Raw genomic sequence first — 21,348 nt, 5'->3', positions numbered from 1 at the left:
ACGAGCGGCGAGGGGATCGTATGAGGTGCCGCAGGCGGCCGCACGAGAATTATGAGAGCTGAGCGACACACGGGCCGTACCGGCCGGACAGGGGGTCGTGCCATCGGGTTGGCGACGTCTTGAGAGAGGGGGGCGGACTCGGCGTCGCCGGTGACTTCGAGCAGGCGGTCACGGCCGTCACGGACCCCGACCACGCCACCGTCGTCTACCGCGTGACCGGCGAGAGGGGGCACATGCCGCAACCGATCATCACCCCCTACTCTTCGGCTGATCGACATTCACTGATTCAGGATCAAGACGGGGGAAGGCACCATGACATATCGGCGCGCGGTGATACCGGCACTGGTCGGCGGCCTGCTGATCACGCTGTTGCTGTGGTGGGCGGGGGCGAGCGAGCAGGCGCTACAACTGCGCGGCACCACCAGCGTGTTCGACATCCAGTCCGTGAGTGAACTCCGGCGATGGCTCGCGCCCTGGTCGTACGACCCGCCGACGGGGTCGCTGTCTGACGGCGCCGCGGGCGGGGACACGGCCTTGACCGGAGGCACCCAGTACGCCGATCTGTACAGCACCGCCATGCAGATCAGGTTCGTGTCGGTCTTCGTGTTCTTCCTGGCGGGCGCGCTGCTGCTGGTCCACAGGATTCCGCCGACGCAGGGTCGTACGCCGGCCACGCTGCTCGCGCTGTGGGCCTGGGGCCCCGTGGCCGCAACGCTGGCCGTGACGGTCTCCGCGCCGTGGCTGATCGCATCCCGGGGCCACGGTAGCTACCGCGTACTGCCACAGCTGGCGAGCGTGAGCGCGTCGAGCGGACCGGTCGCGGTGTTCGCGGGGCTGCTGACCGCCCTGGCCACGGTGCTTGTCGCGCATCTCACCGCCAAGGGCGCGGAGCCGCAGCCCCGGCATAGTGTGCCGCCGCGCGCCGCCCGCCTGGCCGCGAGCGTCGGGACCGCGGTGGTCGCGCTGTCGGTGGTGATCCTTTCGTACCAGTCGGTGGCGGCCTGGATCCAGACTTCGTTCGGCGGCGCAGGCCTGCTGTCCGAGCCCGGCGACCTGCTGCGACAGTGGCTGCTGCTCGGCGCGTGGACGGGCCCGGCAACCGGGCCGCTCGGCGACTGGCTGCTGTACCGCGCCGTCGACGTGCTCATGCTGGCAGTGGTGTGGTGGGCGCTGCGGCTGCTGCCCGGCCTGCTGACCCGGACCACGGTGCCGGCGATGACGGTGGGCGCGGTCTGCGCAACGGTGTGGGGACTGCTGGCGAGTCAGGTGCTGCACATGGCGATCGACGACACTGTCGATGTGTGGGGGCCCGTGTACCTGTTCTCAAAACTCGGCAACGGCGTCCCGGCCGCTCTCACCTTCGGCGTGTTGGCAGGACTGGCGGCCCTGGTGACACTGCGGCTGGCCGGGGGACGCGACACCGGCGAGTCACCCAGTGAAGTAAGCCGGTGAAGTAAGCCGGAGAAGTAGGGGCGCCTATTTGCGGAGCCAGAAGCCGGATCGTTCCAGCCACAGGGTCAGCAGGTCCGTGTCTCCGTACACCTCGACGGACGGGTCGGCGGGGGTGCGGCGCCCGTACAGGAGCAGCACGAGGTCGGTCAGCGGGGCGCGTACCGCCACCGCTGCCTTCTCGTGGGCGTGGCGCCAGGTGATCGGCTCAGTCGTGAGGTCCACCAGCCACTCGGCCTGACGGACGTCGGTCGCGTGCAGGTGCAGCGTGCGGTCCGGGCCGGTGAGCGGCGGGGCGTCCGGCCCGGCGGCCGCCAGGACCCGGGGCAGCGCCCCGAAGCCCAACCACTCGTCCAGGGCGTCCCGGGCCAGATCCTCGCGTACGGCGAAGAACGCGTCCGTGACGAAGGCGGCGTCGGCGGCGTGCAGGGTCGTCTCGTGGGTCATCCGCCGGGCCCAGAAGCGCGCGGTGCCGCTCGGGGCGACCGTCCACACCGGGGCGTCGGGACCGGCGTCGAGCAGAGCGCCGGTCAGCTCCGCGGCGCCTTTGGCGAGCCAGGCGTCCAGAGCGGCGGGGGTCTCCGGGCCGGGCGAGAAGACGTCGTCGACCAAGTCGTGGGGGACCGGCAGGGTGGCTCGGGTCCGGACGATCCGCGCCGCCCAGCGGTGCGTGCCGCCGACGCGCCGGGCGAGCTGTGTGAGGGACCAACCGGGACAGGTGGGAACGGGCGTGCCTGCCGGGCCTGCCTCGGCGCACCGCACGGCAGCGCGCAACTCGTCGGTCCGGGAGCTGATTTCGGAGCAGTATGCGTCGTGGCTCACGTCATTCACCCGGACACCGTAGGACGGACGGAACGAGTCCGCGTCCAATCCGGCCACCGTGCCGGTCGCTCACACCGGCGCGTTCCGCCGCTCCCGCCGTCCCCTGACGATGATCGGCCCGCGTCCGCCCGTCAGGGTCGGGCGACCCGCACGGTGAGCGGATTGTTGAAGTAGCCGGAGGCGGACTGCTGTTCGTGGAAGCTCTCGCCCGGGCCGCCGCCGTAGATGCGGAAGAACCAGGCACGACCTGTGTGATCCTCGAAGTCCTCCTGAAGCCTGCGCCGCGGGAGTCCCTGGACCTCCTTGATGGCCGGGTCCGTGCACAGTCTGCGCATCACGTCGTCGAACTTCTTCTTGAACGCCTGCTGGTCGTCGGTCTCCTCCAGCGCGCTGATGGTGCTGAACCAGCCGCCGGACTTCTTCGCCCGCTGGTAGAGCCTGTCGTACAGCTCCTCGCGCGCGACCCTGTCGAAGTCGTTGCGCGCGTAGTTCTCCAGCGTCACCCGGCAGCTGCTGTCCAGGGAGGAGGCGACCACGGCCGCGAAGTGATAGCCCCAGACGTTGTCGCCGCGGGCCGTCGGCGGCTGAACGGAGTGGTCGCGCTGGTCCTCGGCGGCCATGCTGAAGATCGCGAACCCCTCACCGACGTGGGGCGACGCATGCTGATTGACGCCCAGCCGAGCGGCGGTCCCGTCCCGTCCGCCGTTCCTGACGGCCTCGCCGTACACCCTTCCGTTGTCCGGCGCCGCCCGGTCCCTGGCCCCGGCCGCGTCGACCGCCCCGGGCACGTCCAGGCCGCCGTCGGGTGAGGAGGCGATCTGCCCGGCGAGGCTGCTGATCCGTGGATCGCTGTCGGAGCCGGGGGTGATGTCGAAGCCTCCCGTACCGCCGCCGAGTACCACTCGGCTCGTCTTGTCCCGGCTGGAGCCCATCAGTTTGCAGGCCACCGTGATGCAGGTGCTGCGCACCAGTGAGACGAACTCCTCGCTCGTCGGCTGCTGCGCCTGCTGCGCGAGCACCGGCTGCACCCGGGAGAGCCGGCGGCCGCCGACGGTGATGCTCCTGCCCTGGAGGGCGAGGCGCACGATGCTGCCCGAGGCGTCCAGGGAGGCGTTGGCGTTGTCGACGACCTGCTGGACGGCGTAGAACTCCTTCGGCTCGTCCTTGTCGAGCACGGCGAGCGTGCCGTCGTTCGCGACGCGCAGCCCCGCTTCGGCCGGTTTGACCTCACGGGCGGGAAATCGGATGCGTTCGGGGACGCCGGGAGGGCCCAGGGTCGCACCGCTGCCGGCCACCACCCGGGCTTCCTGCTCCTGCTCCATGAAGTGCGGGCCCCGGTCCTCCTCCTCGCGGTGGGTCGGGTAGCTGCCGCCGGGAAGGGTGCCGATCCGCTGGACGACATGGCGTGCGGAGCCGGTCGGGCCACTGCTCCGCGCGCCGTCCACGGCGCCCACCGTCCGGCTCAGCGCGGCGTTGCCCGCGCTCTGCTGGAGCGCGGCGATGGTGTCCGCGCCGGCTCGGGTGGCGAGCCCTCGGCCGGAGAGGTCGGCCCATACACGAGCCGCCATGCCGGGCGCCGTGGGCACCGCCGAACGCCGGGCAGGCTGCTGCCCGGCATACGCGGACATCGGGTCCTGTTCTGCTCTGCGCACCATGTCCGTCTGTCCGTGTGTTTCCTCTTCAGGTGCCGGTCACGTGACATCTCCCGAGTTCCGGGGTGTCTCGTCGGCGTCGTACCGATCAGCGTGGACCGGCCGGGCAGCACGTCTCAAGGGCTTCGGGGCAGCCAACGGGGAAGACTTGCGTGGCCTTTCGAGCAGCCCATGCGGTTCCTGAGGGGTGGGCGGAACGGGCGTGGGGATACGAACGGTCGTAGCCGCGGCGTGCTGTGCTGGTCGTGTAGACGGACGGCCGACGGGAACCAGGTTCTCGCCCGGCGCAAGGACGGACACGGGATGGCTGGCGGAGGGGCATGGGCATGACGGATATGGACGCGTTCATCGACCGGCTGAACCCCGACATGTGCGTCGTGACGGCCGAGGCGGGCGGCGAGCGGGCCGGCTGCCTCGTGGGCTTCGCTTCCCAGTGCTCCATGCGGCCGGTGCGGTTCGTGGTGTGGCTGTCGAAAGTGAACCGGACCTACGGGGTGGCCCGCGCCGCCGAGTTCCTCGCCGTGCATCTGCTGACGCCCGAACAGTTCGAACTGGCTGCCCTGTTCGGGGGCGAGACCGGCGACCGGGTGGACAAGTTCGCGCGGACGCGCTGGACGGAGGGGTACGGCGGCGCCGTCGTCCTCCAGGACGCGGACGCGTGGTTCGTCGGCAGGATCGAGCAGCGGATCGATGCGGGCGACCACGTCGGTTTCGTCCTGGACCCGGTGCGGTCCGGCGCGAAGGGCGAGCCCGACGGCCGTCCGCTGCTGAGGCTCGCGGACGCCGTGGCGATCGAACCGGGGCACCCGGTGGACTGACCTGTGTACGGGTGCGATCGCACCGGATGTCCGATGCCGTGCATGGCCCCAGTATGGGCGTTATGTGGTGTTCATACCGGATCGGAGGCGTTCATGAAGGACCTCAAGTTTGAGCAGAAGCGCTCGCTGTCCCGTCTGGAGGCGGCTGACCAGCTCACGGCGCTCGCGGCAGCGCTGAGGGAGGGCGGGGATGTAGAACTGGAGTTCGGTCCCGGGATACTGAGTCTGCGGATCCCCGACGACCTGCGCACCGAGATCGAGATCGAGGTCGGCGACGGGCAGATCGAGCTGGAGTTCGAGTTCAAGTGGCCCACCGCACCGACCCGGGCAGCGCCGCCGCGGGAGGCCGCGAGTACCAAGGAAGCCGCGAGTACCAAGGAAGCCGCGAGTACCAAGGAAGCCGTGAGCCGCAAGAGAGCGCCCGCCAAACCCGGTCGGAGCAGTGCGGGCGCCAGGAGGAGCGGAAGCGCGAAACCGTCCGCGACGAAAACCTCCTGAGCGGCGCACAGAGTATGGCGTGCCGGCCCCCCTGAACCCTCGGCATGGCGGGGCCGAGCGGGCCGGCCGGGCAGTCACCGTGATTCGTGGTGGGCGAGAACTCGGCCGAGCAGGCGGGTCAGCGTCTGCCGGTCCTCGGCCGACAACGGTTCGAGCAGGTCGTCCTGCACCTGATCGAGCACCTGATCCATGCGCCGCAGCTGCTGGACGCCGCCCGGGGTGAGGGTCACCTTGTTGCGCCGTCCATGCTCCGGGTCCGGCGCCCGGTCGACGAAGCCCTGCTCGACCAGTTGATTGACGGCCGCCACGACATCGCTGCGGTCGACGCGGCACCGGCGGCCGAGCTCTGCCTGGCTCGCGGGCCCGAACTCGTGCAGTGCCGCCAGGATGCGGTAGTGGTACCCGCGCGCCCCGGCGGCGGTGAAACCGCCGAACACCAGCCGGCGGGCGTGCACGGCCAGCTGGGTGATCAACCAGCTCGGCTTCACTGTCAAGCGCTCGGGGATCTCGTCCATGACGACCACTGTATAGGTGTTGGTGGGACCAACGCTCCATCTGTAGTGTTGGTCCCACCAATGCTGGAGTAGCCCTCAAAGGAGAGATGTAGTGTCCACTGCCGCCCGGACCGCCGATCGCGTCGAGATCGCCGAACTCTTCGCCCGCCTGTCCAACCTGCTGGACGACTGCCGCCACGACGACGTCGCCACCGTCTACCACGACGATGTCGTTGTGCGGGGGCCGAACGGCGAGCTGCGCGGCCTCGACGAAGTGACCGCCCTGTTGAAGCGAAGCCAGGTCGAGGGAGAGCACACCCAGCACGTGCACGGTGACGTGCTGGTGCATGTCGACGCTGATCGTGCGACGGCGACGGCGAACCAACTCGTGTACTTCTACCGCGACGGCGAACCGCCCCATCGGACGAGCGGCCTGCGATCGGCCTGCACCGCCGTGCTGACGCCGGCGGGCTGGAGGTTCAGCGACATGCAGATCACGCTCGCCTGGACGCAGGGGACACCTCGGGTCGTCCCGGCGCCCGGCACGGGTGATGCCGCCGAGTGATCGTCTGCTGGGCTGATTGTCGGACGTTCGATCACGCGCCCGGCCTGATCACCGCGACGGGCGAACGTCTCGCCGCGGTGCCGGCGCTACCGGGCGACCAGCCAGGACCGGCTGATGGCGATGGCCTTGAGTTCTTCGGCCGTGATCAAGGGCGCGGCGCCGCTCTTCTTGGACGTCGGACTCGGAGCGTTGTAGGCGGAGACGGACATCCACAGCCCGTTCACCCGGAGTGCGTCGACCCGGAGCTGTACGACTCCCGGCTGCCGGCCGGGCAGTTGCCGGGTGCCCACCTTGGTGCCGTCGGACAGGGTCTCGTTCCATGATTCCTTGTCGCCGGCGATCCGGGTGGCCTCGATGTAGGTCCGCTTGCCGCTCTTGGGGTCGACGACCACGACATGGCCCTCGGCTCCGGTGCCGCCCTGCGAGTAGATGTGGAGGCGCTCGGGCAACAGCTCCTTGAGCAGGGGCAGGATGTCGCCCGGCTCGGCCTGGGAGCCGGGCTCGACTGTCCCCAGGGAGCCGGGCTCCCCGTCGGGGGCGAACGAGCCGTCGACGAACATCGCCAGGTAGCGCAGCTTGCCCGGGTTCATGCGCGGGTTGCGGGTCAGGGGTTCTGCGTCAGCGCTTGTCGTCGACGCCACGTTGTGGGTGGCGACCTCGATGAGGTACCCGTTGGACGAGAGCATCGTGACCGCCCATTTCTTGATCCCGCCCGCCTTGCCCGCCTCGGTGTACCCCTTCACGGCCCGGCTGACGGGCTGTGTCGTGCACTCCTCGTACGGGGAACCCTGCTCGGGCGGGCAGGTGATCAGCTTCCTCAGGTCCTGCTCGGCCGGGTCGACGCGACGCACCGAGAGCGTGACCCTCGCCGCGCCGAAGCCGTCCTCCAAGTCGATCGAGGCCGTCGCGGACCGGCTCGCCTCGGAACTGCCCGTCGCCTGGAGCTTTTCGTGACTGACGGCGATCCCGGAGTTGCCCATGCCGGTGACCGCGAAGTGCCCGTAGCCACCACCCGGTGGCGGCGTCGAGGCCAGGCCGCCGACCTTGCCGTCGCCGTCCTGCCCGCCGGCCAGTTGGACACCGGCCGTCGCCACGAGAACGACGGCCAGCGCACTCCCGGCCACGGCGGAGGCACGGCGGCGGGCCAGCCTGCGGCGGCCGCGCGCCAGGCTGCCTTCCGCCAGGGAACGCCGGTCGGCGGTGAAGGTGCCCGCTGTGTTGCGGAGTACCTTCCCGAGTTCGTCTTCGAAGGGCATACGGAACCACCAGTTCCTGTGTTGGTGCGGACGGGAGTGCGGAGCGATGAACGGGACGGGCCCTCGTCGACCCGGCTCTTCACAGCAGTGGGGAAACGAACGGCAGGAGGTCAGGCCGGGGTGATCAGGCCGGGGTGATCAGCTCGGCGAGACTGCCCCCGAGCCGTTCGCGGAGTTTCGCCAACGCCCGGGTCGAGCGGGTGCGTACGGCCGCGGAGCTCACGTTCATCGCGTCGGCCGTCTCCTCCACGCTGCGGTCCTCCCAGTACCGCAGCACCACCACCGCCCGGTCCTTGGGCGGCAGTTCCCGCAGCGCCTCGAGCAGCGCGAGCCGCAGAGCCGGGTCGTCCGTGTTCCAGGGCACCGGGGCGTCCGGCAGGTCCGCCAGCGGGCGCTCGGCCGCGGAATACCGCCGACGGTGTGTCAGGAAGGTACGGACGAGAACGGTCTGGGCGTACGCCGCAGGGTTGTCGATCCGGGACATGCGACCCCACAGGGTGTACATCCGGCTGAGCGTCTCCTGCACCAGATCCTCGGCGAGGTGAGTGTCCCCGCTGGTGAGCAGGCACGCGGAGCGGTGCAGATGCCCGGCGCGTCCGGTGGCGAACTCCATGAACTCATCTGTCCGGGACGATGTCCGGGACCTTCTCATTCCCACCCCTCGGCGCCTTTCCGTTGGCCTACACCTCACAGACGCGGTGGACCGGCGCAAATGCTTCAGACGAGTTCGGCGGGAGTCCGGCGAGGTGCGCGCGGGGGAGAGGTGAGTGGGTTTCGAGCGGGGCCCCGGTTGGTTTTGAGCGGGGTGGTGGAGGGTTGGGGATCAGAAGGGGCGCCGACGGCTGTAGGGAGGTGGGGACATGGGCAGCGAGGTCTCTCGGGACGCGGTGGTGCGGGTGGCGGGCGGTGGGGTGACGGAGGCGGACGTCGCTGCCGTGGTGGCGGTGGTGGCGTCCTTGCTGGCCGCACGGCGTGCTGATGTGGATGAGGGGCAGGTCAGGGGTGTGCCGGAGTGGCATGGCCTGCGGCGGAGCTCCGGCTACCGCTCGCCGCGCAGTTGGCGGTAGGCCGGGTTGTGGGTTGTGGGTTGTGGGGCGGTTGGTGGTCCTTGGTGTCGGAGTATCAGGCCTGGCGTTGTTTACCCCTGTCATGTGAACCGCATGGGCGGTTCGACGTGGTGGGGGTTTCGGGGGTGCTGGGTTCGTTACGACGGAGGGACATGCCGTGAGCGGTGTAGATGAGGTTTCCAACGTTCCTGGTAGTCGTGTGGCGGTGGCGGAGTTGATGGAGGTGCGTGCGGAGGCGGTGGCGGGGCCGAGTGGTGGGGCGGGCGCCGGTAGGAGGCTCTCGGCGCGGGAGCGGGTCGGCCTGTTGCTGGACGAGGGGTCGTTTGTCGAGGTGGGCTTGTTGCGGCGGCATCGGGCCAGTGGGTTCGGGTTGGAGGCACGGCGCCCGTACACGGATGGTGTGGTGACGGGGTGGGGCACGGTCGAGGGCCGGCAGGTCTTCGTGTACGCGCATGATTTCCGAGTGTTCGGGGGTGCGTTGGGTGAGGCGCATGCGGAGAAGATTCACAAGGTGATGGATATGGCTCTGGCGGCGGGTGCGCCGCTGGTGTCTTTGAACGACGGTGCGGGTGCGCGTATTCAGGAGGGTGTGGTGGCGTTGGCGGGTTACGGCGGTATTTTCCGTCGTAATGTGCGGGCGTCGGGGGTTATTCCACAGATTTCGGTGGTGCTGGGGCCGTGTGCGGGAGGCGCCGCCTACAGTCCGGCGCTGACCGATTTCGTCTTCATGGTGCGTGGGACGTCACAGATGTTCCTGACGGGGCCGGACGTGGTGAGGACGGTGACGGGTGAGGAGGTGACGCGTGACGGTCTGGGCGGGGCGGATGTGCATGCGGAGGCTTCGGGGGTGTGCCACTTCGCCTACGACGACGAGGAGACGTGCATCGCGGAGGTGCGGTATCTGCTGTCGTTGCTGCCGCAGAACAACCGCGAGTGTGCGCGGCGGGGGCCGGTGACGGATCCGCCGGGGCGGCGGTCGGAGGCGCTGGTGGATCTTGTGCCGGCGGACGGCAGCCAGCCCTATGACATGACCGAGGTGATCGGTCACCTCGTGGACGACGGGGAATTCCTGGAGGTCCATGAGAGCTGGGCCCGCAACCTCGTGTGTGCGCTGGCGCGGCTGGACGGCGAGGTCGTGGGAATCGTGGCGAGTCAGCCGCGGGTCCTGGCGGGTGTCCTGGACATCGAGGCGAGCGAAAAGGGCGCCAGGTTCGTTCAGATGTGTGACGCCTTCAATATTCCGCTGGTGACGCTGGTGGATGTGCCGGGGTTTCTGCCGGGGGTCGACCAGGAGCACGGTGGCGTCATCCGGCATGGTGCGAAGCTGCTGTACGCGTACTGCAATGCGACCGTGCCGCGCATTTCATTGATATTGCGCAAGGCGTACGGCGGCGCCTATATCGTCATGGACTCACAGTCCATCGGCGCGGACGTCACCTATGCCTGGCCGACGAACGAGATCGCCGTGATGGGCGCCGAGGGCGCCGCGAACGTCATCTTCCGGCGGCAGATCGCGGAGGCGGACGAGCCCGAGGCGATGCGGGAGCGGATGGTCAAGGAGTACCGGGCGGAGCTGATGCATCCGTACTACGCGGCCGAACGCGGTCTGGTGGACGACGTGATCGACCCCGCCGGCACCCGTGAGACGCTGATCCGCGCTCTGGCGATGCTGCGCACGAAACACGCCGACCTGCCTTCGCGCAAGCACGGCAATCCCCCGCAGTGACGGCCGCAGTGACGGCGACCGGGTCGGGGTCGGGGCGGTGGCGACCGGTGCCTTCCGCGGACGGCGTCAGCGTGTCCGGCGGATCCTGATCGGGCCTCGGACCGTCGCCGGGTCGACGAGCTCCCCGCCCTGAGTGATCTCCACCAGACCCGCCTGGGACAGCCGTTGGGCCGCGGCACGCGTGGGCTCCATCAGCCGCCGCCACCCGTCGTCCGAACCGTGGTGGACCGACCGAGCGACCTCGGACGGGCAGACCGACGCATCCGGCCGCCGCCGTCCCAGGAGGTCGAGGATGGCGCGTTCGAGCTGCTCGTCCTCGTCGGATCTCACGGGGTGGGCCCCCTCTCGGGCACCGGGCCTCTCATCCTGAGCCGATCGCTCCGGGCGCGGCGGACGTGGGTGCCTGAAAGCAGGCGGTGACGCTCTTGCCGCGGGGGCAGCGATAGGCCTCCCACTTGTCGGCGACGGCATCGACCAGCAGCAGACCGCGCCCTCCTGGGGCGCTGTTGCCCGGGTCGCGCGGCTCGGGCAGGTGAGGCGAGGAGTCATGCACGGTGACGTGCAAGCACTCCTCGTCCCAGGTGAGGATCAGCTGTGCCGCACTACCGGCGTGCACGTGGGCGTTGGTGACCAGCTCGGACACCGCCAGCAGAATCGAATCCACCAGATCCGGTGCCGTCTGCGACCAGCCGAGCGTGGCCACATGCTGACGCGTCCACTCCCTGGCGACTTTCACCCCGCTGCTCACCGGCAACGAGCGCGCCCATCCGACAGCTTTCAACGGTGAGTCCTTCGCCATGCTCTCTCCTTGGGCCGACCAGCCGGGTGCGTGTCCCGTGTGCCCAGAAACCCCAGGTCCAAGCCGGACGCAAGGCGCGGGCACGGGCGGGCAGCTGGGTGCGGAAGGAAGGCGGCCGATGCCCAGGCAGCGCGTCCGGCCCCTGCTGAGCAAGGCGTTCGACGTGTGGTCCGGATGCCTCGACGCCCACGGCCTCATGCGTCGGCCGCGTAGCGCAGGCCGTGGCCGAAGGGGTAGAGCGGGTCGGTGCTCTCCTGGGGCACGTCGGGGTGTCCGGCCTCGACCTCGGTCATGGAGCGCGGGAGTTGGAAGGGCAGCGAGCCCTCCGGTACGGCCCGGCCGAACAGGAGGTCGAGCAGGGCGCGGTCGCCGGTGCCGTAGACGGCGAGGAGCGCCGCCGAGCGGTCGGCGATCTCGGGGATGACGGCCGGGCGTTCCAGATGGATCGCCACGACGGTGGGTACGGCGTCGAGCAGGCGGAGGATCTCCTTGAGGCGTTCCTCGGGGAAGTCGAGACGGCCGGCGTGGAAGAAGGACTCGAACAGTCCGGGCCGGGGTTCGTACGGCGTGGTCAGGCGCAGCACCGCGAAGTCGGCGTCGGCAGGGTCGTCGACTATGTCGGCGTACTCGGCGGCCGTCGTCGGATCGACGCCCTCGACGTAGAGACGGGGCCTGCCGGACAGGGGCAGCGGGCCGCTCTTGAGCAGGGTGGCCGAGCGGCGCTGGGCGACCTTGCCGGCGGCGTGGAAGTCGGCGTGGCCGACGGTCTCCTCGGCGGCGTCGGGATCGACGTAGCGCCGGTCGTCGAACAGGCCCAGGCGGAACTTCTCGCCGAGCAGCCGGACCACGGAGACGTCGAGCCGCGACTCCTCGAGCCGGCCCGCGCGCACCAGGTCAACGATCAGTTCGGGGCAGGACTCGCCGCCGACCTGGTCGGCGCCCGCGTGCAGGATCTTCAGCAGCCGCTCGGCGGGGGAGAGGTCCTCCACACCCCAGGCCCGCGCCAGGTGCGGTTCGCCCATGACCAGCTGGTCGGTGACAAGACCCCAGTCGGTGCAGACGATGCCGTCGAAGCCCAGCTTCTCGCGCAGCAGCCCGGTGATGATGCCGCGGTTGAAGCCGAAGCCGACCTCCTCGTGCTCGGTGCCGACGGGCATGCCGTAGTACGGCATGACCTGGGTGGCGCCCGCGGCGATGGCGGCCTTGAAGGGCTTGAGGTGGTAGTCGAAGAAGCCGCCGGGGTAGATCTGCTCCTTGCCGTAGGGGAAGTGCGGATCCTCGCCGTCCTTCTGCGGCCCGCCTCCGGGGAAGTGCTTGACCATCGCGGCGACACTGTCGGCGCCGAGGCCGTCGCCCGGTCCGCTCAGTCCCTCGATGTAGGCGGCGACGAGTCGCGACGTCAGATCGGCGTCCTCGCCGAACGTGCCCGAGCCGCGCGCCCAGCGGGGCTCGGTCGCCAGGTCGATCTGCGGGTGCAGGGCGACACGCAGGCCGACGGCCAGGTACTCGCGGCGCACGGTGTCCGCGTACCGCCGTACGAGTTCGGCGTCGCCGACAGCGGCGAGGCCCAGCGACTCCGGCCACTGGGAGAACGGGCCGGCCAGCATCGCGGTGCCCGGGTTGTCGGTGAAGGCGTGGCGGGGGTCGGTGGAGAGGGTGACCGGAATGCCGAGGCGGGTGTCGGCGGCCAACTGCTGGACATGGTTGTGCAGGTCGGCCATCTGGCGCGGACTGCCGGCTCCGAGCAGGTTGAAGTGGGACATCAGGCTCTCGGACATCATCTGCTCGGCGGTGCGCCCGGCGGGTGCGGGCCGGTCGCCGATGCCGATGACGTGGTGGAAGAGCAGTCCGGCCTTCTCCTGGACGGTCATGCGCGCCAACAGGTCGGCCACGCGCTCGGTGATGCTGCGCCGGGGGTCCTGGTACGGGTGGGTCACTGCTTGCTCCATGGGTGGGGGATCGCGGGTGGGGGAGTACGGGCCGGCGAAGGGCCGGGGTCGGCGGCCGGCGCAGGAACGGGGGAGGAGAGCCGTGCGAGGGCGGCCGCGCGTACGGCGCTCTCCGTGCCTCCGCGGCCGTGCGTCACTGCTGTGGCTGTAGCTGCGGAAGCGGGGTGTGGAAGGTGTGCCGTCCGGGTCCCGCGGTCACGGGTTCGGCGCCCGGCAGGTCGACCAGGGCGGAGGCATTCGGCGGAACGAGCAGGTCCACCAGCAGCAGGCTGCCCTCGACGCGCCAGCCGGTCTCGGCCCGGCCGTACGGAGTCTCGTGCGTGGCGCGGGCCCAGGTGAGACCGCCGCCCGGGCGGGGACGGACCAGGAGTCGGCGGTAGCCCGGCTCGGCGGGCGCCAGACCGGCGACGGTGCGGTGCATCCAGTCGGCGACGGCTCCGAGCGCGTAGTGGTTGAAGGAGGTCATCTCGCCGGGATGGACGCTGCCGTCGGGAAGCATGCTGTCCCAGCGCTCCCAGACGGTCGTGGCGCCCATGTCGACCTGGTACAGCCAGGACGGGCAGGAGCGCTGCGTCAGCAGCCCGAAGGCCGTGTCCACGTGTCCGGTGTCGGTCAGCGCGTCGCACACCAGCGGGGTGCCGAGGAACCCCGTGCCGATGCGGTGGTCTCCCGAGGCCACGAGTTCCGCCAGGCGGCGTCCCGCCTCGGCGCGCTCGGCGTCGTCGTCCAGCAGCCGGAAGCACAAGGCGAGGGCGTACGCGGTCTGGGTCTCCTCGGTCAGCCGCCCGCCCCCGGTGTGGAAACGGTGCCGGAAGGCATCGCGGACCGAGTCGGCCAGGGCGTCGTAGTGCTCGGCGTCGTCCTTCTCCGCCAGCACATCGGCGGTACGGGCCAGCAGCCGGGCGGAGTGTGCGAAGTACGCCGTGGCGACCAGGCTGGAGGTGGTCGTCGACCGTCCGGGGTCGTCGGCGGGTGCGGCCGGGTCCAGCCAGTCGCCGAACTGGAAGCCCTCACCCCGGATCCGGCCGTCTCCGGCGAGGCGGTCGACCGCGTCGACCCAGCCGCGCATGGAGGCGTACTGGGCGCGCAGCACCTCGGTGTCGCCGTAACGCTCGTACAGCACCCACGGGACGATCACGGCCGCGTCGCACCATCCGGCCATCGGCGGATTGCCCGGCGGGATCGGGACGGGGGTGATGACCGGGATGTCGGGGCTGAACACCGGCGGGACGCCCCGCTCGTCGTCGCGCTGGTCGGCGGCCAGGTCGCGCAGCCAGGAGCGCAGGAAGGCGCGGACGTCGTACAGGAAGGCCGCGGTGGGGGCGAAGACCTGCACGTCACCGGTCCAGCCGAGCCGCTCGTCGCGCTGTGGACAGTCGGTGGGCACGTCGAGGAAGTTGCCGCGCATCCCCCACACCACGTTCTCGTGCAGCCGGTTCAGCGAGGCGTCGGAGCAGGAGAACCAGCCGGTGGGGCGCAGGTCGCTGTGCAGGACCACGGCGGTGACGTCGGCCGGGTCAAGCTCGCCGGGCCAGGCGTCGATCTCGGCGTGGCGGAAGCCGTGGAAGGTGAAGCGGGGTTCCCACACCTCGCCGTCCGCGTCGCCGCGCAGGGTGTAACGGTCGGTGGCGGTGGCGTGCCGTAGCGGACGGGTGCACAGCTCGCCGTCCTCCAGGACCTCCGCGTGCCGCAGCGTGACGGTCCGGCCCGCCTCGCCCCGGACGCGGATGCGCAGCCGTCCGGCCAGGTTCTGGCCGAAGTCGACGAGCGTGCGGCCGGTGGCGGAGGTGGTGACGGCGACGGGGGTGACGGACTCGATACGGCGCACCGGCGGGCTGTCGGCCTCGAAGAGTACGGAGGTGTCGAACGGCAGGAGTCGTACCGGCTCCCAGGCCGAGTCGTCGAAGCCGGGCTCGCTCCACCCGGCCTGCTCGCGGCGGGCGTCGTACTCCTCGCCCTCGTACAGACCGGCCGCGGTCACGGGCCCGGGGCTCCAGCGCCAGTCCCCGCCCGTGGTGACGGTGTGGGCGGTGCCGTCGGCGTACTCGATCCGCAGCTCGGCGAGCAGGCCCGTGTCCTCGCCGTAGATGTCGCGGGTGCCGCCGTTGAAGCCGAGGAGCCCCCGGTACCAGCCGTCCGCAAGGTGTGCGCCCCAGGCGTTGGCCCCCTCGCGGACCAGGTCCGTCACGTCGAAGACCTGGTAGCGGTGGCGGTGGCGGTAGCTCGTCCAGCCGGGGGCGAGGACGTGGTCGCCCACCACGGCGCCGTTGAGTTCCAGCTCGTACACGCCGAGCGCGGTGACGGAGAGCCGGGCCGCGCTGACCGCTGCCCGCAGGGTGAACTCGCCGCGCAGCAGAGCGGCCGGCCGGGCCGCGGCGGCGGACGGGTGCCCCGGTCGGGTGGGGGAGATGACGCGGGCGGTGCAGGGGTGGGGCATGTCGAGTCCTCGGCGCCGTGGGCGTTGGTGTCGGGTGGGTGGGGTCCGTGGGACGGAGATGAGCAGGCTCGATCATGCGCGCCAATACCTAGTGGACGCTAGGTGTTGACCTATATGACGTGAAACACATGATGGGGATTTTGGATAGTCATGAGCATGACAAGCGGGCGGCCGACATGGGGCGCCGACCGTGAGTCCTTGTGGTGTGCGAGGGCTCGCCCCGCGCTGCCCTAGAGCCCCTGTCCGTCGGCGGAAATGGAGCGCATCAGGCGGTCCAGGTGGGCGTGCATCACCGGGACGAGGTCGAAGGAGCGGCCGGAGGCGAGCCACTGCTGCCGCAGTCCGGCGTCGACGGCCGCGCATTCGCGCGCGATGCCGTCGTGGTCCAGGTCGGGCAGGAGTTCGCCGTTGTGGCTTCCGGTGCGCAGTCGCTCCGCGAGCTCCTTCACGCCCTTCTCCTGCCAGTGGGCGAAGAAGTCGTGGGCCGGATGGTCCGGCGCGGTCGCCTCGGCGGAGACCACGACGGCGAGCTCCACCATGCCCGGCATGGTGAGCGTCTCCGCGGTGTCCTCCACGTGGCAGCGGAACGCGTCCCGCACCGACTCCGACACCCGCTGCCACTGGGTGTCCATCCGGTCGTGCCAGTGCTCGACCACGGCCAGCAGGAGCTGCTGCTTGTCGCGGAAGTGGTGCAGCAGTCCGGCGTCGGTGATCTCTGCGTCCCGGGCGATACGGGCGAGGGAGGTCTTGCGGTAGCCGTCCTGCCCGAAGCGCAGCAGTGCCGCCTCGAGGATCTGGGTGCGCCGTGCCCGGCCTGCCGTGTAGCCGCCGCGCGGTCCCCTGGGTGTCGCCATGGAAGAACGGTACCGGGGTGCTGTGAGGCGTCCGTGGCGGGCGGGGGAGCGCCTGGCACGCATGTGACATGGGTCACTCTTCGAACACCTAGTAAGCACTAGGTGTTCGGGTCATCATCGACGTCACGCGACGACGGATTGCCACGCTGTCACCTCCCGGTGAGCGACGTGTCACGGCGGGTTCGATCCTCCGCGCACCCCCACATCTCCTCTCACTCCCTTCGGCACCTCCGTGAAAGGAGGGCTGGCATGACACCGACGTCGCCAAGCCCCTCACTCGACATCGCGCCGCCCGCCGAGGCAGGCGGACGCTGGAACCTCCGCCTGGTCGCGATACTGATCGCGCTCGCCTGGCCCACCCAGCTGCTCGCCGCGGGCGGAATCCTCGGTGCCAACGCCACCGCGAGCGTCGCGCAGAGCTTCCACACCACCCAGGTGGCGTGGTTCGGCCTCACGCTCACCCTGGCCACCACCCTGCTGACGCCGTTCGCCATCAAGCTGGGCGACCTGTACGGCAGGAAGCGCGTCATGCTCGCCATGATGGCGCTGGGTGCCGGCGGCGAGGCGCTCGCCGCCCTGGCCGGAGACTTCTGGCTGGTACTGGTCGGCCGCGCGATCGCCGGGTTCTACGGCCCGTTCGGTGCTCTCTCCTTCGCCGCGGTGCGCGACATCTTCCCGCGTCGGCTGGTCAAGTCGGCCAGCGGCATGATCGGCAGCAGCGTCGGACTGGTCGCCCTCGGCACCCCCTTCCTCGCGGGATGGCTCGTCGACCACTGGGGCTACCGCGGCGCCCTGTGGTTCCTCGCCGCCGCCACCGCCGTCGCGTTCCTGCTGGTCGCCCTGCTGGTGCCGGAGACGCCGCGGCACGCCTTCGACTCGGGCTTCGACTGGCCGGGTGGACTGGTCCTCGGCGGCGGTCTCACCGCCGTGATCTACGCCGTCGGCCAGGGCCAGAGCTGGGGCTGGGCGGACGTCCGGACGCTCTGCTGGCTCGGTGCCGGAGCTGCCGCCCTGATCGCGTTCCTGTTCGTCGAGCGGGCCAGCGCCCACCCCATCCTCGATCTGACGGTTCTGCGCCGGCGCCCCGTGGCTCTGGCGCTCACCGCCGGCGGCCTCGCCCAGACCGTCGCGTTCACGATGCCAGGTCTGGCCATTCTGCTCGCCCTCTTTCCGTACATCCCCGGTGTCTCGGCCGGGCTGGGATGGACGGCGCAGCACAACGCCGTGGTCAGCGTGAGCTGGAACCTGGTGATGTTCGGGACCGGCATCCTCGTCAGCCGCTTCCTGCGCAGTCTGGACGCCCGCAAGGTCTGGATCGCCGGACTGACGGTGATGGCCGTCGGCTACGCGCTCGTCGGCTTCTTCCACGGCAACGAGTTGGAGCTCTCCCTGACGTCCTGCGTCGCCAACATCGGCGCCGGTGTCGTGGTGGCGGGAGCGCCGGTGCTGGTGGTCGGTGTCGTCTCCCGTGACGAACAGGGACTGGGCAGCGGCATGCTCAACATGCTGATCAGCCTGTTCGGCGCCATCGTCACCGCCGGCGCGTACGCCCTCCTCAGCGCCCACAGCACCGTGGTCGACGGCACCGCCTTCTACCAGGACGCCGGTTACGCCTGGGTCTTCTGGCTCGGCGCCCTCGTCACCCTCCTGGCCCTCGTGCTCTCCCTGTTCATCCCGCCGCTGCGTGATCCCGAGACCGATGACGCGGCGGCCGTCTGAGCGGGCCGGACGCCCACCCCTGCCCTGCCCCTCACCCCCTCCGACCGACCACCAGAAGGTCACGCCGTGCCGCTGCCCGTCCGCCCGGTCATCCCCGGATTCCATCCCGACCCCAGCGTCTGTCGCGTGGGAGACGTGTACTACCTCGCCAACTCCAGCTTCGAATACGCACCGGGCGTGCCGATCCACCGGTCGACCGACCTGCGCACCTGGGAGCACATCGGCCACGCGCTCGACCGGCCGTCGCAGTTGCCGCTGGAGGGGGTGTCCGCCTCGGGCGGCATCCTGGCGCCGACCCTGCGTCACCACGACGGCCGCTTCTGGATGATCAGCACCGTCCTGGTGGGCGAGCCGAGGATGTTCCTGGTCACCGCCGAAGACGCGGCCGGCCCCTGGTCGGACCCGGTGTGGATCCCCGACGCGCTGGGCATCGACCCCGACCTCGCCTGGGACGACGACGGAGCCTGCCTGCTGACCTGGACCCGCTTCGGCGAGGGGATCGTGCAGGCCGTGCTGGATCCGCGGACCGGCGCCCTGCGCACCGAGCGACGGCGGCTGTGGCAGGGGACGGGCGGCAAGTTCCCCGAGGGCCCCCACCTGTACCGCATCGGCGCGCTCTGGTACCTGCTCATCGCCGAGGGCGGCACCGAACGCGGCCACGCCGTCACCATCGCGCGGGGGTCCTCACCCTCCGGCCCCTTCGAGGCGTGCCCCGGCAATCCGATCCTCACCGCGCGCGGCAGCGACGCTCCCGTCCAGAGCATCGGTCACGCGGATCTCGTGCAGCGTCCCGACGGTACGTGGGCGATGGTCTACCTGGGCGTGCGGCCGCGCGGCAGCAGCCCCGAGTGGCATGTGCTCGGCCGGGAGACCTTCGCCTGCGCGGTGCGCTGGAGCGAGGGCTGGCCCGGCACGGCCGAACCGATCCAGCCGGACGCTGCACCGGAGCTCACCGAGCACCTGACGCAAGCGGAAACGGAAGCGGGGCAGCCTCTGCCGCCGTCCTGGGTGGCGCCCGGCGCGTTCCCCGCCGACGTGCTGAAGGTGACGGACCACGGCCGACGACTGACCGCGACGACCGGCCGGGCCTTCGTGGGCCGCCGTCAGGAACACCTGTACCTGCGGGCGCGGGCAGTGGTGGTCGCAGGCCAGAAGACCGGCGGACCCGGTGGACCCGGCGGATCCGGAGGTCTGGAGCTGCGGATCGACGCCCGCCACGCCGTACGCGTCGAAGTGGCGGACGGCCGTGTGCGTGCCGTCGCCCGGATCGGCGCGGCGCACGCGGTCCTGGGCGAAGCCGCCGTCACCGGGGCCGCCGCCACCGGGGAGACGACCCTCGAACTACGCGTCGTACCGCACAGCGCCGCCACGCCCTTCGGCACCGACATGGGGCCCGACGAAGTCGTGGCAGGCACATCCGGCCCGGACGGATTCCGTGAACTCGGCCGTATCGACGGCCGTTACTTCTCCACCGAGGTCGCCGCGGGCATGACGGGCCGGACGGTCGGACTCACCTGCTCCGAGGGCGAGGTGCTGTTCCGGTCGTTCACCTACAGCGGTGCCGACGACCCGGAGGCACTGGACGGACGGTGAGAGCGTTCCACGTTCGGGGAACCCGGAGGAGGAGCGGAGCGCTCGAGGGAGGAAACGGACATGACCAGGCTCAGCACCGCCGACTCCGTACGTACCACCCCTGAAGGTCTCCTCTGGGAGCCCGGCCCGCGCTGGGTCCGGGGCCGCAAGGGCGAGTTCACCGTCGTCGACAGTCGGCATCCCGTCTATGTGTGGGAGCCCGGAGTGCCGGTGCCGTTGTACGCCTTCCCGCGCGAGGAGGTGCGCGAGGACCTGCTGCGGCCGGCGAAGAACCCGCCGGTCGGCACCCACACGGGTTCGCGGATCTTCTACGACCTCGAAGTGGACGGCGAGCTGCTGGAGAACGCGGCCTGGACCTTCCCCGCCGAGGACCTGGCCGGTCATATCGCCTTCGAGTGGTTCCGGCGCACGGGCAGGGGACTCGACCACTGGTACGAGGAAGAGGAGGAGATCTTCATCCACCCCCGCGACCCGCACAAACGGGTCGACGCCCTGCCCGGCAGCCGACACGTCCGGATCGAGATCGACGGCACGGTCGTCGCCGACACCCGCCGCCCGGTCCTCCTCTTCGAGACCGGCCTGCCCACCCGCTACTACATCCCCCGCGAGGACATCCGCCTCGACCTGCTCACCCCTACGGACCACCGCACCGGCTGCCCCTACAAGGGCACCGCCACGTACTGGTCCTGGACCGGCGAGGCGGACGTCCCGCCCGACATCGTGTGGAGCTACCCCACTCCGGTGCCCGCCGTGGCCGCCATCGGCGAGCTGCTCGCCTTCTACAACGAGGCGGTCGACATCACGGTGGACGGCGAGCGCCTCGAACGCCCCGTCACCCCCTTCACGCATACGCTGTTGTCCCGCCCGGCGCCCTGACGGCGTCGTCGAACGGCAGAGGAGATGGTGGAGATCACGACGAAGGCGGTCGTCGCCGCGCAGTCCCGCCCGCCGCTGAGCAGGGGACGGGTGCTGAGTGCCGCCGTCACGCTGGCCGACGAAGGCGGAGTCGACGCGCTCAGCATGCGCAACATCGCCCAGGCGCTCGGCGTCGTGCCGATGGCGCTGTACAAGCACGTGGCCAACAAGAACGAGCTGCTGGACGGCATGATCGACGTCCTCATGGACGAGATCGATCCACCGGCCGAGGACACCGACTGGAAGACCACCGTGCGGCGGCGGGTGCTGTCGGCCCGCGGCATGCTGCTGCGCCACCCGTGGGCGCCCGCGGTCATCGAGTCGCGGACGAAGGCGCGGACCACTCCGACCCCCGCGGTGATGGCGTACCTGGACTCGATGATCGGGATCTTCCGGGCCGGGGGGTTCTCGGTCCACCTGGTCCATCACGCGATGCATGTCATGGGCAGCCGTCTGCTGGGCTTCTCCCAGGAGCTGTTCGAGGACAGTGCCGACGGTCGTGATCCCGATCCGGACGCGATGCCGCCCGAGGAGATGGCCGCGCGCTACCCGCACATCACCGAACTGGCCATGGCGGTCGCGCATGATCCGGAGTCCGTGGTCGGCGCGGGCTGCGACGACCAGTTCGAGTTCGAGTTCGCGCTGGACCTGACACTGGACGGCCTCGAACGACTCCTGGGCACGACCTGACGGTCCCTCCCTGTCGCCTTCTCCTTGCCTTCCCTCTTGACGGGT

20 protein-coding genes are annotated in these 21,348 nt (G+C 70.5%); 10 read left to right on the top strand and 10 right to left on the bottom strand.

From position 1 onward, the window contains the following. Nucleotides 1-312 precede the first annotated feature (312 nt). Nucleotides 313-1,452, top strand: coding sequence for a hypothetical protein (locus tag G9272_RS02000; RefSeq protein WP_171394895.1), 1,140 nt, complete (start codon nucleotides 313-315; stop codon nucleotides 1,450-1,452). A 24-nt stretch (nucleotides 1,453-1,476) separates the two neighbouring features. On the opposite strand, the gene G9272_RS01995 is transcribed toward G9272_RS02000, so the two are convergent. Together G9272_RS01995 and G9272_RS01990 are read right to left on the bottom strand one after the other, a co-directional pair. After that, the gene (locus G9272_RS01995; protein ID WP_367398538.1) at nucleotides 1,477-2,271 is read right to left on the bottom strand and encodes a maleylpyruvate isomerase family mycothiol-dependent enzyme; all 795 of its coding nucleotides are present in this window, start codon (nucleotides 2,269-2,271) and stop codon (nucleotides 1,477-1,479) included. Between the two features lie 131 nt (nucleotides 2,272-2,402). Next, on the bottom strand, nucleotides 2,403-3,926 hold the full coding sequence (locus tag G9272_RS01990) for a hypothetical protein (RefSeq protein WP_171394893.1): 1,524 nt from the start codon (nucleotides 3,924-3,926) through the stop codon (nucleotides 2,403-2,405). Nucleotides 3,927-4,249: 323 nt separating this feature from the next. On the opposite strand from G9272_RS01990, the gene G9272_RS01985 reads away from it, so the two are divergent. Then, on the top strand, nucleotides 4,250-4,741 hold the full coding sequence (locus G9272_RS01985; protein ID WP_171394892.1) for a flavin reductase family protein: 492 nt from the start codon (nucleotides 4,250-4,252) through the stop codon (nucleotides 4,739-4,741). A 93-nt stretch (nucleotides 4,742-4,834) separates the two neighbouring features. Further along, nucleotides 4,835-5,239, top strand: a complete 405-nt coding sequence (locus G9272_RS01980) for an amphi-Trp domain-containing protein (protein ID WP_171394891.1) — start codon at nucleotides 4,835-4,837, stop codon at nucleotides 5,237-5,239. A gap of 74 nt (nucleotides 5,240-5,313) precedes the next feature. Here the strand turns inward: G9272_RS01980 and G9272_RS01975 are convergent, their stop codons facing one another. Further along, entirely contained in the window at nucleotides 5,314-5,754 is a 441-nt protein-coding gene (locus tag G9272_RS01975; protein ID WP_171394890.1) for a MarR family winged helix-turn-helix transcriptional regulator, read from the bottom strand. A gap of 91 nt (nucleotides 5,755-5,845) precedes the next feature. On the opposite strand from G9272_RS01975, the gene G9272_RS01970 reads away from it, so the two are divergent. Then, entirely contained in the window at nucleotides 5,846-6,298 is a 453-nt protein-coding gene (locus G9272_RS01970) for a nuclear transport factor 2 family protein (protein ID WP_171394889.1), read from the top strand. 86 nt (nucleotides 6,299-6,384) lie between these two features. On the opposite strand, the gene G9272_RS01965 is transcribed toward G9272_RS01970, so the two are convergent. Both G9272_RS01965 and G9272_RS01960 read right to left on the bottom strand, forming a co-directional pair. Continuing rightward, nucleotides 6,385-7,554: a hypothetical protein gene (locus G9272_RS01965; protein ID WP_171394888.1), complete on the bottom strand. Its 1,170-nt coding sequence runs from the start codon at nucleotides 7,552-7,554 to the stop codon at nucleotides 6,385-6,387. A gap of 124 nt (nucleotides 7,555-7,678) precedes the next feature. After that, nucleotides 7,679-8,206 carry a SigE family RNA polymerase sigma factor gene (locus tag G9272_RS01960; RefSeq protein ID WP_171394887.1) on the bottom strand — a complete coding sequence of 176 codons (528 nt, stop codon included), beginning with the start codon at nucleotides 8,204-8,206 and terminating at the stop codon, nucleotides 7,679-7,681. A gap of 208 nt (nucleotides 8,207-8,414) precedes the next feature. Here G9272_RS01960 and G9272_RS01955 point away from each other — a divergent pair, with 208 nt between their 5' ends. Continuing rightward, entirely contained in the window at nucleotides 8,415-8,621 is a 207-nt protein-coding gene (locus G9272_RS01955; RefSeq protein WP_171394886.1) for an acyl-CoA carboxylase epsilon subunit, read from the top strand. 217 nt (nucleotides 8,622-8,838) lie between these two features. Then, complete coding sequence (locus G9272_RS01950; RefSeq protein ID WP_253268153.1) at nucleotides 8,839-10,347, top strand: acyl-CoA carboxylase subunit beta; 1,509 nt, start codon at nucleotides 8,839-8,841, stop codon at nucleotides 10,345-10,347. Nucleotides 10,348-10,413: 66 nt separating this feature from the next. Here G9272_RS01950 and G9272_RS01945 read toward each other — a convergent pair whose 3' ends face one another. The 5 genes from G9272_RS01945 to G9272_RS01925 all read right to left on the bottom strand — a co-directional run bounded on the left by G9272_RS01945 (nucleotide 10,414) and on the right by G9272_RS01925 (nucleotide 16,386). Continuing rightward, on the bottom strand, nucleotides 10,414-10,677 hold the full coding sequence (locus tag G9272_RS01945; protein ID WP_253267668.1) for a DUF3253 domain-containing protein: 264 nt from the start codon (nucleotides 10,675-10,677) through the stop codon (nucleotides 10,414-10,416). Between the two features lie 31 nt (nucleotides 10,678-10,708). Then, nucleotides 10,709-11,146 (bottom strand): ATP-binding protein, encoded by a 438-nt coding sequence (locus G9272_RS01940; protein WP_171394883.1) that lies wholly within the window; start codon nucleotides 11,144-11,146, stop codon nucleotides 10,709-10,711. 194 nt (nucleotides 11,147-11,340) lie between these two features. Next, a complete protein-coding gene (locus G9272_RS01935; protein ID WP_171394882.1) occupies nucleotides 11,341-13,095 on the bottom strand; it encodes a glycoside hydrolase family 3 protein in 1,755 nt (584 codons plus the stop codon). Between the two features lie 133 nt (nucleotides 13,096-13,228). Then, a complete protein-coding gene (locus G9272_RS01930) occupies nucleotides 13,229-15,532 on the bottom strand; it encodes an alpha-L-rhamnosidase (protein WP_171394881.1) in 2,304 nt (767 codons plus the stop codon). Nucleotides 15,533-15,762: 230 nt separating this feature from the next. Further along, nucleotides 15,763-16,386, bottom strand: coding sequence for a TetR/AcrR family transcriptional regulator (locus G9272_RS01925; protein ID WP_171394880.1), 624 nt, complete (start codon nucleotides 16,384-16,386; stop codon nucleotides 15,763-15,765). Between the two features lie 249 nt (nucleotides 16,387-16,635). On the opposite strand from G9272_RS01925, the gene G9272_RS01920 reads away from it, so the two are divergent. From G9272_RS01920 to G9272_RS01905, 4 genes are all read left to right on the top strand, one after another. Further along, nucleotides 16,636-18,105, top strand: coding sequence for an MFS transporter (locus tag G9272_RS01920; RefSeq protein ID WP_171394879.1), 1,470 nt, complete (start codon nucleotides 16,636-16,638; stop codon nucleotides 18,103-18,105). 66 nt (nucleotides 18,106-18,171) lie between these two features. Beyond that, complete coding sequence (locus G9272_RS01915; protein ID WP_171394878.1) at nucleotides 18,172-19,698, top strand: glycoside hydrolase family 43 protein; 1,527 nt, start codon at nucleotides 18,172-18,174, stop codon at nucleotides 19,696-19,698. A gap of 60 nt (nucleotides 19,699-19,758) precedes the next feature. Next, nucleotides 19,759-20,574 carry a DUF427 domain-containing protein gene (locus G9272_RS01910; RefSeq protein ID WP_171394877.1) on the top strand — a complete coding sequence of 272 codons (816 nt, stop codon included), beginning with the start codon at nucleotides 19,759-19,761 and terminating at the stop codon, nucleotides 20,572-20,574. A 24-nt stretch (nucleotides 20,575-20,598) separates the two neighbouring features. Next, entirely contained in the window at nucleotides 20,599-21,303 is a 705-nt protein-coding gene (locus G9272_RS01905; protein ID WP_171394876.1) for a TetR/AcrR family transcriptional regulator, read from the top strand. Nucleotides 21,304-21,348 lie beyond the last annotated feature (45 nt).

Origin of the sequence: Streptomyces asoensis (assembly GCF_013085465.1) — a bacterium.
Taxonomy (GTDB): Bacteria; Actinomycetota; Actinomycetes; order Streptomycetales; family Streptomycetaceae; genus Streptomyces; species Streptomyces cacaoi_A.
The sequence above is the reverse complement of the archived record's forward strand: the minus strand, read 5'-3'. Positions and strand labels throughout refer to the sequence as shown.